Origin of the sequence: Filomicrobium insigne (assembly GCF_900104305.1) — a bacterium.
Classification (GTDB): Bacteria; Pseudomonadota; Alphaproteobacteria; order Rhizobiales; family Hyphomicrobiaceae; genus Filomicrobium; species Filomicrobium insigne.
On record NZ_FNJC01000001.1, the window covers coordinates 745,663 to 759,252 of the forward strand.

Genomic DNA, 13,590 nt, shown 5'->3' on the forward strand with positions numbered 1-13,590 from the left:
AGCTTTCCTATACCAAGTAACCTAATCAGATTGTGTTTTTGCCGTGCTGCATCCTGACGCAGTGCACGGATTCTCGGCAAACACGCATTTCCTTTCGATGACAATCCTGTGATCGAACACGGCTCTTAAGCTAGGTTGATTGCACGCGATGTGCCCCCGCGTTGTGTCAACTCACAACGCGCGTATTGGATCCCAGAATGCGCAGCGCGGCACTCGGTTGGGGCCCCAAGAGGCCGTGCTTAGCTGCACGTTGGATCCCGGCAATAAATGCCGGGATGACGTGGAGAGCGTTCAAATCCCGTCGAGGCGCATGGCGAGGCCGGCATCGGCCATGTGACGCTTCGCTTCGCCGACGGAATATGTTCCGAAGTGGAAAATCGAAGCTGCAAGCACGGCGCTCGCGTGTCCGTCGCGCACGCCCTCCACCAGATGCTCCAAGGTGCCTACGCCGCCGGAAGCAATCACCGGCACGCTGACAGCATCGGCCACCGCGCGGGTCAGGCCGATGTCGAATCCCGCCTTAGTGCCGTCGCGGTCCATGGAGGTCAGAAGGATTTCGCCGGCGCCCAGATCGACCACTTCGCGGGCAAAGACGATGGCATCGATGCCGGTGGGTTTACGGCCTCCGTGAGTGAAAATTTGCCAGCGCGGGGACTCGTCGGGGCCGCTGACCTTCTTAGCATCAATCGCGACGACGATGCACTGCGCGCCGAACTTTTCGGACCCCTCTTTGACGAACTGGCGGTTCGTCACGGCGGCGGTGTTAATCGAAACTTTGTCAGCACCGGCTTCCAACAAACGGCGGATGTCCTCCACGGTGCGCACGCCGCCGCCGACGGTCAGCGGCATGAAGCAGCGCTCAGCCGTACGCTCGACAATGTCGAAAATCGTGTCGCGGTTCTCGTGGCTTGCGGTGATGTCGAGAAAGCAAAGCTCATCGGCGCCCGCCTCGTCATAAGCAGCTGCGGCTTCGACAGGATCGCCCGCATCGATGAGATCGACGAAATTGACGCCTTTGACGACACGGCCAGCATGAACGTCCAGGCAAGGGATAATGCGCGTTTTCAAGGTCATGGAGCTGGGCATACCTCAACGGATCGGGCCGTGGAACACAAAAAAGGCGCCAGCGATAATGAGACCAAAGCCGACGGCATGGTTGATGGTCAGCGGCTCTTTCAAAAACCAGATCGAGAAGCCCGCGAAAACGGTGAGCGTGATGACTTCCTGGATCGTCTTCAATTCAGCGGCCGAATAGACTTCGTGACCAATCCGGTTGGCGGGCACTGCGAAGCAATATTCGAAAAACGCTATGCCCCAGCTCGCAATCACGACGAGCCACAGCGGCCAGCTCTTATAGTTGAGGTGGCCGTACCAGGCGAACGTCATGAAGATATTGGAGATTGTCAGGAGCAGGATCGGCGCAACGCTGGCCGGAATGGCAATGCTGGACATGGGTGCCCCAGGAGAGATGAAGACGGATGCCGCGACGGCTTGCCTTGGCGTCAGCGCCGCGGCGGCGTCATTCTTTACGATTTCGGGAGGTGGTTGTCGCCTGATCAGCGCTGCCTTGCCGGGGTTGGCTCGAATTTCTAACCAGCGAGGACCGTTAGTGCCGCGTTTGCTCTGGCCTTTCGGCGATGATGCGCTCAACCGCATCCGCTAGGATCGCCTCAAACTCTTCGATCTGCTCTTGGGTAGCGCCGAGATCGGCCAAGTACGGCACCGACAACGCAAAGCCCCGCAGGTACTCTCGAAGCTGCTGTTCAAAGGTCCCTCGAACAAAGACATCATAGTCGAGCTGAGGCGCGCAGTCATACAGACGTTCCTTCTTGCGCAACTTCGAGCGCTCGGGATAACGCCCTCGCGTGATTTCAGGCATGGCGATCGGTACATAGCGTATTGTTACCGGCAGGCCCGAGAGACTGGATGAAGTAGCAATGGCTTTGTCTAAATAAGTCTCCACGGCCAGCCGAGCACAACGAACACCTTCGTATGCATCGGCGAACACTTCTGCTGAATACTGAAAAATCACTCTGCCCCAACCTCTTCGCTTCATTGATGCGACACGGATCGGCCAGTCCGCGGGCAGATGTCTAATGCGATTGCACTTAACAATCAGCCTCCAGCTCATTGTGCGCGCCGCCCGGCGTTCTAGATCACGCCGCCTTCAGAAGCGCCAAGGCTTCGGCCGGGTCGATGCGGCCGTCGTAGAGAGCGCGGCCGGTGATGGCGCCGGCAAGGATGGCGTATTCCGGCTGGAGCAGGGCCCGCACATCTTCAATGGACGCCAGACCGCCGGACGCGATTACGGGGATCGTCGTGGAACGGGCAAGCTCGGCCGTCGCGGGCAGGTTGAGGCCCTTCAGCACGCCGTCGCGTTCGATGTCGGTGTAGATGATCGCCGCCACACCGGCATCTTCAAAGCGGGATGCCAATTCGATGGCGGTCAATTCTGACGTCTCCGCCCAGCCTTCAACGGCGACCTTGCCGCCCTTGGCGTCGATCCCTACGGCGATGCGGCCCGGGAACGCGCGACACGCTTCGCGGACCAGGTCGGGATTGCGCACCGCAATCGTTCCGAGGATCACTCGCTTGATCCCCTTTTCCAGCCAGGCCTCGATGGTGGCCATATCGCGAATACCGCCACCGAGCTGGGCCGGGATGGTCAAAGCGGCCAGGATGGCGTCGACTGCGGGTGCGTTGACCGGCTTGCCCGCGAAGGCGCCGTTCAGATCGACGATATGCAGCCACTCAAACCCCTGATCCTGGAAGCTGCGGGCTTGCGCCGCGGGATCGTCATTGAAGACGGTCGCGTCGTCCATTTCGCCAAGCTTGAGCCGCACGCATTGGCCGTCTTTCAGGTCGATGGCAGGAAACAGGATCACCGGGATTCGCCTTCGCTATTCGGGAGATTGGAGTGTCTTGAGTTGGCGCCACGATATGCAGCGTCCGTCATTGAATTGCTATTTTGTTCTTCTTTATTCATGATCGAAGTCAGCAACTCCGAGCGCTTCTTACCAGTCTTTCGTTCATCCGCAAGTTCGAGTCATGTCCACCCTGCTTGAGTCTCGCGTCAGTTCGTTCCCGCTAGCCCCTAAGGGGCCGCTTAGCGAAGCCGATGCTGTCGACATCTGGATTGCGCGCTGGCTGAGAGTTCGGCGCGTGGATATTCTGCGCCGCTATGACTGCGACCCGCGACGGCTTTACGAGATCTGGGAGGGGAGGCGCTTTCCGGCCAGCCGCGAGCGGGCGCGCAAGGTCTTCGCAGAGCGCTATCCCGAACTCATCGACCGCGTCGACTTCGGCAATCACCGGTCCATTCCGCGTTCGAACAACCATCCCGCGCAGCTGGGTTTGTTTGAGTGACTGCGTGCCTCTCAGCGTGCTTGAGAACGTTGAGAACAAATCCTGAACTTTCTCTGGACGAGGTCCGCGATTCATGAGATGTTCTTTTTACGTTCTTCGAACACGGAACATCTCTCAGTATCGCGTAAATGCCCAACCCCCGCCCCCGAAGGAAGCCCGCGATGCGCACTTATCTGATCTCCTACGACCTCGCCAATCCGAACGCCAAGAAGCACGCTCTCGCTGAAATCATCATGGGTCTCGGTGTGCGGTGGGCGCGTCCACTGGAACAGATCTGGTATTTGACGACGGACGATTCGCAGGAAGACATCGAAGCTCGGTTGAGCTGGCTGCTCGGCGACGAAGACGGCCTTCTGATCCAAGCGGTTGAAGATCCCGCCGTGCTGACCAACACCTCGATCCGCTGGTTTCGCCGCCGTGGCGCCGCTGCTGCAGTGACAGCCGAAGGGACCGGCGCCAATGTGGTCGCCTTCTCGCAGCGTGATGCAGAGGCTGACGCGATCGTCGAAGGTTTTGGCGGTGCCGAGGAAACGCTCGCTGATTTCAGGGCCGCCAGCTGAGGAAGTTGGCCAGCAATTTCAGGCCCAGCGTCTGGCTCTTTTCCGGATGGAATTGCGTGCCGACGATATTGTCCCTGCCAACAATAGCCGTGACCGGCCCCCCGTAGTCGGTCTCGGCAACCACATCATCAGGCCGCTCCGGGACCAGATGATAGGAGTGCACGAAATAGGCGTGCAAACCGTTCGGGCCCGTTTCGATATCTTTCAGCAGCGGGTGCGGGCGCAGCACGTTCAGCGTATTCCAGCCCATATGCGGAATCTTGAGCGCGGGGTCTGACGGCTCCAACGCGCGGACCTCTCCCGGAATCCAGCCGAAGCCTTCCGTCACGCCGAACTCCTGACCGCGCGTTGCGAGCAACTGCATACCAACGCAGATGCCGAGGAAGGGCTTACCCTCTGAAATAACGGCCTTTTCGAGCGCTTCGCGCATACCCGGAACGGCGATGAGGCCCTTCACGCAATCAGCGAAGGCCCCCACACCGGGCAGGACGATACGGTCTGCAGCGGCGACGTCGTCGGGTTTGGCCGTGACTTGCACACGGAACTCCGATCCGCTTTCGCGCGCGGCACGTTCCAGGGCCTTCCCGGCAGAGTGCAGGTTGCCGGACCCATAGTCGATAATGACAGCGTTTTGCATTCTGTGGATCAGTTTCTACGGCCGAACAGCCGCCAACGGCGGTCCTGGCTATCGTCTTGCTGCGGGGGCACCATCATGGGGAGCGGCGGTGGTTCGACAGCGGCTGCACCCAGATCGTGTGCCGCAGGCGAGAGAGGCGCCATCGCAGGAACGCTCCCGACCGATGTGGGCTGCACGCGCTGCGCCGATTGTGCCGGAAGCCAGTTCTCAAAGAAACGACGCTCGCATTCGGCGGTTGTGCGGCCGACGACGGTGCCGACGAGTTGCCAGCCACGCCGCTCCAACGTCCAACGCCGCAGCGAATCCCCTTCCAACGCAATGAGGAAGTTCAAAGCCAAGCCGGTCAAAGTTGCCCAGATGTGAGGGACCTTGAGCAATTCCAGCACCGCACCGATCCCGAAAGCAATGACGACATAAATCGCCAAAACGATCCACATACGGTTCAAAAGGAGCCAGATCGGGCCGAGGAGTAGCGCAGCAAAACTGAAACCGTCTTTGGTGAACACCAGCCGTTCCGCCCGCTCGATGGAGGCGGCGGGGGGATTGGGCGGTTCGTGTACGGTGAAAGCCAACACGCGCGAAGACTCTCCCAAACGCCACAACGATAGAATCATGCGGTCAGCGTTCCCTTCGTTGAGGGGACGCGGCCTTCCTGGCGCGGATCAAGAGTGATTGCCTGCCGCAAAGCCCGCGCCAGCCCTTTGTAACAGGTCTCGGCGATATGATGGTTATTATCGCCGTAAAGGTTCTCAACGTGGCATGTGATGCCTGCGTTCTGCGCAAACGCCTGGAACCACTCGCGGAAGAGCTCGGTGTCCATCTCGCCGAGCTTGTCGCGGGTGAAATTCACCTTCCAAACCAAAAAGGGACGGCCAGACACGTCGACGGCAACGCGGGTCAACGCCTCGTCCATCGGCAGGTGGACGTCGGCGTAGCGGGTGATGCCCTTCTTATCGCCCAGAGCTTCGGCAAAGGCCTGGCCTAGAACGATACCGCTGTCTTCGGCGGTGTGGTGGTAGTCGATGTGAAGATCGCCCTTGGCGCGCAGGGTGATATCGATCAGCGAATGCCGCGCGAGTTGCTCGATCATGTGATCGAGAAAACCAATACCTGTCACAATGTCATAGGCCCCCGAACCATCGAGGTTAATGGTCGCGGTGATCTCGGTTTCTTTAGTATTGCGCGAGATTGTCGCCTGGCGCCTGGTCTTTGCAGTCACGGAAAAGGCCCCTCTTCAGCGGCTCATTGCATCGGGTTTGTGAAGCGTTTATCAGCTTGTGGCCACCTCTTCTAGGCCACATGCTGGGGCAGCCTTACTTAGCCTGCCACTTGAAACTCCCCGTCAGTTTCCCCTAATCGCGTTAAACTTCTCATGAACGATCAGCCGAAAGATCCCCCCAGTACCATGTCGTGGCATGCAACAACTATCCTTACGGTTCGTAAGGATGGCCGAGTCGTCGTCGCCGGCGACGGTCAGGTCAGCCTTGGACAGACCATTATCAAGGCCAACGCGCGCAAAGTGCGGCGGCTTGGCAAAGGCGATGTCATCGGCGGTTTCGCCGGTGCAACCGCCGACGCGTTTACCTTGTTCGAACGTCTCGAAGCCAAACTCGAGCAATATCCGGGCCAGCTTATGCGGGCGTGCGTGGAGCTCGCGAAGGATTGGCGTACCGACCGCTATCTCCGGCGGTTAGAGGCGATGATGATCGTTGCCGATAAGGAAACGACTCTGGTGCTCACGGGAACCGGTGATGTGCTTGAACCGGAAAAGCATGTGATGGGCATCGGCTCAGGCGGCCATTATGCGTTGTGCGCAGCGCGCGCGCTTCTGGATCAGCCGCTCGATGCAGAAACCATATGCCGCCGAAGCATGGCGATCGCGTCTGAGGTCTGCGTCTATACAAACGACAACGTTGTGGTCGAGAGCCTCGAATCCAGCGTTTAGAGGCATTCGTCTTCACACGAGGAGTAAACAAGCCATGGCTTGGCTGTTTCTAATGGCGGCGGGCGCCTGTGAAATCGTAGCAACAACTCTGTTTCGCTACACTGACGGAATGACCCGGTTGTGGCCGACACTTGGCTTCATCGGCATCGGCCTCGTAAGTCTCTATCTTTTGCAACGGTCGATCTCGGGCACCGAGTCCATTCCGCTTGGCACCGCGTATGCGGTGTGGACCGGCATCGGGGCAGCGGGAACGGCATTGATCGGCGCAGCCTTTTACGACGAGCCAACCGGTACGGTAAGGCTGGCGCTGCTTGGCGTGCTCGTTTTTTCGATCATCGGATTAAAGCTGGCCTCAACTCACTGACGGCCTGGCTCACACCTTTCAGGAGTAACATCCCACGCGATGACAAACTTCTCTCCCCGCGAAATCGTCTCTGAACTCGATCGCTATATTGTCGGGCAAAACGATGCAAAACGCGCTGTCGCTATTGCACTCCGGAACCGCTGGCGGCGTCAGCAGCTCAGCGGCGAGTTAAAGGACGAAGTGCTGCCAAAGAATATCTTGATGATCGGTCCAACCGGCGTGGGTAAGACCGAAATTTCTCGGCGTTTGGCACGTCTCGCGGGCGCTCCCTTCCTGAAGGTTGAAGCGACCAAGTTCACAGAAGTCGGCTACGTCGGCCGCGACGTAGAGAGCATAGTCCGGGATCTGGTCGAAGTCGGCATCGCTTTGGTGCGCGAAGTCAAACGCAAGGAAGTGCGGGCAAAAGCTGACAAGTTGGCAGAAGAGCGCGTGCTGGATGCCCTCGTCGGTCCAGGTGCGCAATCCTCCACTCGCGAAGCTTTTCGGCGGCGGCTGCGCAACAACGAACTCAATGACAAAGAAATCGAAATCGAAGTGACCGACACCTCAGGCGGCCTTCCGATGTTCGAGATCCCGGGTCAGCCTGGAAGTTCGATCGGGGCCATAAATATCGGCGACATGCTGGGCAAGGCCTTCGGAGGGCGCACCAAGAAACGGCGCGTGATGGTGGCGGACAGCTATGACATTCTTGTCGCCGAGGAAAGCGATCGTCTTCTCGATACAGAGGAGATCACGCAGGAAGCGATCCGAGCGGTCGAGGACAATGGGATCGTGTTTCTCGATGAGATCGATAAAATCTGCTCGCGCAGCGATGGCGGCCGTGGAAGCGCGGATGTCAGCCGCGAAGGCGTACAGCGCGACCTCTTACCACTGATTGAAGGCACGACGGTCGCAACCAAGCATGGTCCGGTGAAGACAGACCATATCCTGTTTATCGCGTCAGGCGCTTTTCACGTCGCCAAGCCCTCTGACCTGTTGCCCGAGTTGCAGGGACGTCTTCCTATCCGCGTAGAGTTGACGGCCCTCACCCGCGACGACATGCGGCGCATCCTCACGGAGCCGGAGGCGAGCCTCATCAAGCAATACGTGGCGCTCATGGCGACGGAGGACTTGACGCTCGTCTTTACCGACGACGCCATAGACGCGCTGGCAGACACTGCGGTGGCCGTCAATTCGTCCGTGGAAAATATCGGGGCCCGGCGTTTGCAAACCGTGATGGAGCGCGTGCTGGACAACATTTCCTTCGAGGCTTCGGATCGACCGGGTGAAACCGTTACGGTTGACGCGAGCTACGTTGAAAAGCACGTGGGGGAACTCGCGAAAGATTCCGACCTTTCAAAATTTATCCTCTAAAGTACGGGTACGGCCAATCGGGGCGGGCTGGTAGCCTTCCTGCCATTGACGCAAACGCAGAGGTTACGCCCGCCTCATGGAACCCATACTCAACGTTCTATTTCCGGTGTTCGCCATTGTCGCGGCCGGATATTTCAGCGGATATTTCAAGCTGCTTGGCCCCGATAGCAGCGAAGCGCTCAATCGCTTCGTTTACTGGGTCGCGCTGCCGGTGTTCCTGTTCCACGCCATGGCGAAAGTAGATCTCGCCGTTCTGTTCAACGGCGCTTTCCTGGCCGCATACATCATTGGGCTGCTCTTGATTTGGGCCCTCGCGCTTGTGGTTGCGCGCGTTTTCTTCGGCCGCGGTCTGGCTGAAGGCGGCATGCATGGAATGAACTGCGTTTATGGCAACACCGGCTACATGGGGATACCGCTCGCCATCACGGCTTATGGCGAGGCCGCAGCCCTTCCCGCCATTCTCGCCACGGTCATCAATACCGCGGTTGTCATTGGGATCGCGGCAACGCTTATCGAAATCGGCCAGAAGGACGACAGAGGCGCGATCGTCCGGGACGTCTTCGTGGCACTGTTTAAAAATCCGCTGTTCGTGGCTCCGGTTCTCGGCGGCCTCTGGGCCACGACCGGCGTCGCCATGGCAGAGCCTGTCGAAGCTTTCACACGCATCCTCGGCGCGGCAGCCGGTCCTTGTGCGTTGTTCTCTATCGGATTGTTTCTTGTGGGCCGTCCGATGAGCGAGGGCCTCGGCGAAGTGTCTTCAATGACGGCTATGAAGCTGCTGCTTCAGCCCGTTCTCACCGCAGCCCTGATCTTTTTCTTCTTCCCGATGGATCAGCTCTGGACAAACGTCGCCGTTCTGATGGCGGCTTTGCCGACGGGGTCTGGCAGTTTCGTGATGGCCCAAGCTTACGGGATTTACGTGGCGCGGACATCGTCCGTCATTCTCATCAGCACGCTTTTGTCCGTTCTGACGCTCGCCATCTTCTTTTTGATCTTTCCGCCGACTGCATGAGTCTGAAGATCACTTCTTCAGCGTTTCCAGATAGCTGAGAAGGTCGCCAATCTCATGCGGCTGGAGCACGAATTCCGGCATAGCAGGATGGCCGACATTGATACCTTCCGCCAGGGCCTCGGCCAGAACTTCAGTATCCGGCCATTTCTCTACAAGCGCGCGGAAGGGTGGTGCCGGTTCGAAGGGGCTATCTCCTTGAGGTCCGACAGCATGGCATCGGGAACACAGGCGCTCAGCCAGCTGCCTGCCTTTCGTGACGTCCTCATCTTCAGCAGCCCAAGCTTGCGAAGCCGTCAACATCACAACTACTGCAACGACGTATTTGATAGCTCTCATAATCGTCTCGTCTGCTTCCGATTAAGTGTAGGGACTGCACTCGTAACGGAGTCGGAAGACACTCACCAGTTCCGACGCTATTCTCAACTCGGTAATGGCATACGAGGGTAGCATGACCGACGTACCATTCGATTTCGGATTTTTTGAAAAGTTCCTTATCCCGCTCAAGCGCTTTCGTGCGGGCGAGAAAATCTTTCAAGAAGGCGAGGCCGGACAGGCAATGTATGTCGTGCTCGAAGGGAAGGTCGACATCACGCTTGGACAAACAGTACTGGAGACCGTTGGGCTGCACGGCATATTCGGCGAGATGGCCTTAATTGAACACGCCCTCCGCAGCGCCGATGCCATCGCGAAGGCTGCTACCGAAGTCGCGGTCATCGATACGAACGCATTCGTAAAGCTGGTGAGCAACAATCCTCACTTCTCGCTCTACGTGATGCGGCAAATGGCGAGCCGTGTACGGCGCATGAATACGCGATTGTGAGGCTTAGCGAAGCTATCGGCTCTCGCAGGCTTGTGGGGTCAGGTCCTCAACAGCGCCAGCTTTACTCCAAAGCCTACGAACACCACTCCAGTGACCGCCTTCAGCCAGCGGCGGATTGAGCCGCGACGTGCCAACCCAGCCATACGCGCAAAGAGCACAATCATCGAAGAGAACCAGACAACATTTAATGCGGCATGGATGGTGACCAGAAGAAGCGTCACGTCCACGACCGAACTCGGCGTTAGCCCATTCGCCGCCGAAATGAACTGCGGGAATGCCGCAAGATAGAACATCGCAACTTTAGGATTAAGCGCGTTCGTCAGAAAACCTTCAGCAAAGGCAGTCCACATCGCGCGCCTTCTGCTGGCGTCTGTGACAGGCACCGGCGGCAGGCCGCGCCAGGCATCTCGCAGCGCTCTCAAGCCCAGCCAGATCAGATAGGCCGCTCCGAGCATCTTCAAGGTCCAGAAGGCCTCGGCGGAGCGTACGAGAATTATGGAGATGCCGAGAATTGACAGGGCCCCATGCACATAGAAGGCCGCCACGAACCCCGCCACGTTAGCGAATCCGGCGCTGCGTCCGGAAGAGGGGACAGTCTTAGCGATCAAGAGACCGTTGGGTCCCGGAGACATAACGAGCAAGGCGGCAACCACCGCAAAGCTTGCGATTTCCATCCACCCCATCTGAACTCCCTCTTAACTCGCATGGGGACGACCGGCCCCAACAACAAATCCGTTCACAACGGCTGCTGCTGCATCCGCGCCTCCTTCGGCGCGGATGGCTTCACCCAATTTTGCGGCGCGCGCGACCGTCCCGGGCTTCAGAGACTCGCCGATGGCTCGGGAGAGATCGGCCACATTCAAGCTCTTTTGCGGCAGAGGCGGCGGCCCTGCGCCCAAGGCATTCACGCGGCGGCCCCAGTAGGGCTGGTCTACACCAAGCGGGCAGATGACGGTCGGGCGCCCCCAGCGCAAACCCTCATGGGTCGTACCGGCGCCGCCGTGATGAACGACCGCCGCGCAGCGCTGGAACAGCCAATCATGCGGGGCAACATCGAGGAAAAGCACGTCGTTGGCTGAGCCGGCCAAGGGCTTTAGTCCACCCCACCCCGTTGCGAGTATGCCGCGTTGGCCCGCCTGCCTGAGCGCTTCAATGACCATACCGGTTTGGGATTGAGCATCCGCTGCCGGCATGCTGCCGAAGCCGACATAGACAGGCGGTGGACCGGTCGCCAGAAAACGGTGCAGATCTTCCGCGGGCTCCCAGTCCGTATTGGGTTCGAAAAACCAATAGCCTGTGATGTGTTCTCGGGCTGTCCAATCCCTGGGGCGATTGACGATTATAGAACTATACCCGTGCAGCCGCGGGACCGTTCGGCCCTCCGGATCGTGGCCGCCGAAGAATGTGCCGCGGCTCGTGCTGTTGGCGCGTGCCGGCATTTCCTTTCGCCAACGGCCTTCCATATTGCGCTGCGCCCAAAACGTTAGCCGCTCGATAAAATGGTGCGAGAGCTTGTTACCGAACGCACCAAGGTTCGTGAATGGCAGGAACGGATTGGGAAACTCGCTCGTCGCCACATAACTGGGCTGTAAGGTTGTGGGGATGGCGACCGCGCCCAGCGCTGCTGCTATGTCCTGTGCGATGAAACCCTTGGGATGGTAGATGATGACATCCGGACGGACTTCGCGCGAGAGTTCCCACATTTCCCGGAATTGTTCGCAAACGACATCCTTGAAAGCCCGCATGGCGCGGAATTTTCCGGACATCGAGCGAAAGGCCGCCTGCGCTTCAGGCGTATCGATGAGTTCGCGATAATTGATGCTCAATGGCGCTGCGGTGAGGCCATGCGCGGCAATCATGTCGTCGAAACCCTGGCCGGTCGACAAACAAACTTGGTGTCCGCCACGACGCAGAGCCGTGCCCAACGCCACGTACGGCTGCACATCTCCACGAGATCCGAATGTAAAGATCAGGATGTTCATTGCCACGGCCGCTTGAGGTTGCTGCGACTCCACAGCCTCATATACGCGTGATTAGGCCGAACTGGGATTAAAACCTGTGCGTAGGCTTCCTGAATAGTTGCATCAGCTTGGTGTATCTGCGCCTTAGGAGGCGTGCGCTCGTGTGAACCCTGAAATCATCGGCTTAGGCAAAGACAGTTGGGAAGAACAGGAGTGAGGGGCTTGATTTAGCGCCAATTTTTCGTCATGTTTCTGTTTTGTTCTCTCCTTGAATCGCTTGCTGCAGAGACGGGGGCTTTCGTCGGACGTAGCTTCAAGAGGGCTTATGCGGATCATTCACACAGCTGACTGGCACATCGGGCAGACGCTGCGAGGGTATGCACGCGATCATGAGCATCGCGCCGTGCTCGACGAGCTTGTCGGGATCGTCACCGAACGTGAGGTCGATGCGCTGATCATCGCCGGCGACGTGTTCGATAGTCAGAACCCTTCTGGAGAGGCGCAGCGGCTGTTTTATGAGACCCTCGTTAAGTTACATCAAGCACGGCCGAGCCTGCGCATCGTCGTGACCGCAGGAAATCACGATGCGGCAGGCCGATTGGAAGCACCGCGCGTCCTCCTTGGCGGGATTGGCGTGCACGTTGTCGGCAACGTTCGACGCATCAACGGGCAGATTGACATCGCGCGGCATGTGGTACCGCTACCTTCGACGACCGGCGAGATCGCGGCGCATGTGCTCGCCGTCTCCTATCCGACGCCGGCATGTCTTCCGACGTTACCTCGCCAAAAAGAGGAAGACGGTTCGTCCATCGCACGTGCGACCCAGGCTCTCTATGAAGACTTGATGGATGCGGCGCGGCCGATAACGCGCGGATTGCCCCTGGTTATGACCGGGCATCTTCATGTGGCGGGTGGCACCGAATCCGAAGGCGCGGAACGACGCATTCTGGTCGGCGGACAGCATGCCGTAGCCCCAGATATATTTCCGGCGGATGCCTGTTATGTCGCGCTCGGGCATTTGCATAAGCCGCAAACCTTCAAAGGCGATCGCGTGCGCTACAGTGGCTCGCTCATTCCGCTTTCTGCCACCGAGCAACCCTATCGCCACGGCGTTACGCTTTTGACGCTCGGTGATCGCGGTGTGACGTCAATCGAGCATATTGAACTGACGCGCCCCGTTCCGTTTTTGCGCTTGCCGGAAAAGGGAGACATCCGGCTCGACGACCTCGGCGATCATTTTAAGGCCCTTGATCTGGACCCGGACCTTCCCATCAATCAACGTCCGTTCGTGCATGTGCGGCTGAACCACGAAGGTTTGAGCGCTGGTTTCCGCGCTGAAGCAGATCGGGTTGCCGAGAGCTTTCCTGTGCGGCTCGTCGATCTCAAGGTCAGCCCGCGTCCTGACGCCCCGATGGACACTGTTGCGAGCGGCCCCATCGTGCGCCTTTCAGAACGGGCTCCTGAAGATTTGTTTGTCACTGCGTTTCAGCGGACCCACGGAGGAGAGCCCGACGCGTCCCATCGCGATGTCTTCCATCGTGCGCTCGCCAATGCGAATGCGGAGGTTTGAAC

18 protein-coding genes are annotated in these 13,590 nt (G+C 58.9%); 8 read left to right on the plus strand and 10 right to left on the minus strand.

Translation table 11 applies throughout. The annotated features are described in order from the left end of the window. Positions 1–291 precede the first annotated feature (291 nt). The 4 genes from hisF to hisA form a co-directional block, all read right to left on the minus strand. On the minus strand, positions 292–1,074 hold the full coding sequence (gene hisF, locus BLS30_RS03385) for an imidazole glycerol phosphate synthase subunit HisF (protein ID WP_090226579.1): 783 nt from the start codon (positions 1,072–1,074) through the stop codon (positions 292–294). Between the two features lie 15 nt (positions 1,075–1,089). Next, positions 1,090–1,452, minus strand: a complete 363-nt coding sequence (locus BLS30_RS03390) for a DMT family protein (RefSeq protein ID WP_170832401.1) — start codon at positions 1,450–1,452, stop codon at positions 1,090–1,092. Positions 1,453–1,606: 154 nt separating this feature from the next. Continuing rightward, positions 1,607–2,032: a hypothetical protein gene (locus tag BLS30_RS03395; protein ID WP_090226582.1), complete on the minus strand. Its 426-nt coding sequence runs from the start codon at positions 2,030–2,032 to the stop codon at positions 1,607–1,609. Between the two features lie 124 nt (positions 2,033–2,156). Continuing rightward, a complete protein-coding gene (hisA, locus tag BLS30_RS03400) occupies positions 2,157–2,885 on the minus strand; it encodes a 1-(5-phosphoribosyl)-5-[(5-phosphoribosylamino)methylideneamino]imidazole-4-carboxamide isomerase (protein ID WP_090226585.1) in 729 nt (242 codons plus the stop codon). A gap of 163 nt (positions 2,886–3,048) precedes the next feature. Here hisA and BLS30_RS03405 point away from each other — a divergent pair, with 163 nt between their 5' ends. Next, the gene (locus BLS30_RS03405) at positions 3,049–3,366 is read left to right on the plus strand and encodes a hypothetical protein (RefSeq protein ID WP_046477590.1); all 318 of its coding nucleotides are present in this window, start codon (positions 3,049–3,051) and stop codon (positions 3,364–3,366) included. Positions 3,367–3,527: 161 nt separating this feature from the next. Further along, on the plus strand, positions 3,528–3,926 hold the full coding sequence (locus BLS30_RS03410) for a hypothetical protein (protein ID WP_052743759.1): 399 nt from the start codon (positions 3,528–3,530) through the stop codon (positions 3,924–3,926). Here BLS30_RS03410 and hisH read toward each other — a convergent pair. From hisH to hisB, 3 genes are read right to left on the minus strand one after another with little or no spacing between them, the layout of a single operon-like run. Further along, complete coding sequence (hisH, locus tag BLS30_RS03415; RefSeq protein ID WP_090226588.1) at positions 3,910–4,563, minus strand: imidazole glycerol phosphate synthase subunit HisH; 654 nt, start codon at positions 4,561–4,563, stop codon at positions 3,910–3,912. The genes BLS30_RS03410 and hisH overlap by 17 nt on opposite strands. Before the next feature lie 8 nt (positions 4,564–4,571). Further along, complete coding sequence (locus BLS30_RS03420) at positions 4,572–5,177, minus strand: DUF2628 domain-containing protein (protein ID WP_090226591.1); 606 nt, start codon at positions 5,175–5,177, stop codon at positions 4,572–4,574. Further along, positions 5,174–5,782, minus strand: a complete 609-nt coding sequence (gene hisB / locus BLS30_RS03425; protein WP_090226594.1) for an imidazoleglycerol-phosphate dehydratase HisB — start codon at positions 5,780–5,782, stop codon at positions 5,174–5,176. Before hisB ends, BLS30_RS03420 begins: the two co-directional genes overlap by 4 nt. Positions 5,783–5,968: 186 nt before the next feature. Here hisB and hslV point away from each other — a divergent pair, with 186 nt between their 5' ends. The 4 genes from hslV to BLS30_RS03445 all read left to right on the plus strand — a co-directional run bounded on the left by hslV (position 5,969) and on the right by BLS30_RS03445 (position 9,237). Next, complete coding sequence (hslV, locus tag BLS30_RS03430) at positions 5,969–6,508, plus strand: ATP-dependent protease subunit HslV (RefSeq protein ID WP_090226597.1); 540 nt, start codon at positions 5,969–5,971, stop codon at positions 6,506–6,508. Positions 6,509–6,542: 34 nt separating this feature from the next. Beyond that, a complete protein-coding gene (locus BLS30_RS03435) occupies positions 6,543–6,872 on the plus strand; it encodes a DMT family transporter (RefSeq protein WP_046477581.1) in 330 nt (109 codons plus the stop codon). A 39-nt stretch (positions 6,873–6,911) separates the two neighbouring features. Then, positions 6,912–8,225, plus strand: a complete 1,314-nt coding sequence (gene hslU, locus BLS30_RS03440) for an ATP-dependent protease ATPase subunit HslU (RefSeq protein WP_090226600.1) — start codon at positions 6,912–6,914, stop codon at positions 8,223–8,225. Positions 8,226–8,301: 76 nt separating this feature from the next. Beyond that, a complete protein-coding gene (locus BLS30_RS03445; RefSeq protein WP_090226603.1) occupies positions 8,302–9,237 on the plus strand; it encodes an AEC family transporter in 936 nt (311 codons plus the stop codon). A 9-nt stretch (positions 9,238–9,246) separates the two neighbouring features. Here the strand turns inward: BLS30_RS03445 and BLS30_RS03450 are convergent, their stop codons facing one another. Beyond that, entirely contained in the window at positions 9,247–9,573 is a 327-nt protein-coding gene (locus tag BLS30_RS03450) for a c-type cytochrome (RefSeq protein WP_046477576.1), read from the minus strand. A 112-nt stretch (positions 9,574–9,685) separates the two neighbouring features. On the opposite strand from BLS30_RS03450, the gene BLS30_RS03455 reads away from it, so the two are divergent. Then, on the plus strand, positions 9,686–10,057 hold the full coding sequence (locus BLS30_RS03455) for a Crp/Fnr family transcriptional regulator (RefSeq protein ID WP_046477574.1): 372 nt from the start codon (positions 9,686–9,688) through the stop codon (positions 10,055–10,057). Between the two features lie 38 nt (positions 10,058–10,095). Here the strand turns inward: BLS30_RS03455 and BLS30_RS03460 are convergent, their stop codons facing one another. Continuing rightward, positions 10,096–10,740, minus strand: coding sequence for a LysE family translocator (locus BLS30_RS03460; RefSeq protein ID WP_090226605.1), 645 nt, complete (start codon positions 10,738–10,740; stop codon positions 10,096–10,098). Between the two features lie 12 nt (positions 10,741–10,752). Then, a complete protein-coding gene (locus tag BLS30_RS03465; protein ID WP_046480086.1) occupies positions 10,753–12,039 on the minus strand; it encodes a glycosyltransferase in 1,287 nt (428 codons plus the stop codon). Between the two features lie 304 nt (positions 12,040–12,343). On the opposite strand from BLS30_RS03465, the gene BLS30_RS03470 reads away from it, so the two are divergent. Then, on the plus strand, positions 12,344–13,588 hold the full coding sequence (locus BLS30_RS03470; protein WP_090226608.1) for an exonuclease SbcCD subunit D: 1,245 nt from the start codon (positions 12,344–12,346) through the stop codon (positions 13,586–13,588). Positions 13,589–13,590: the final 2 nt, after the last annotated feature.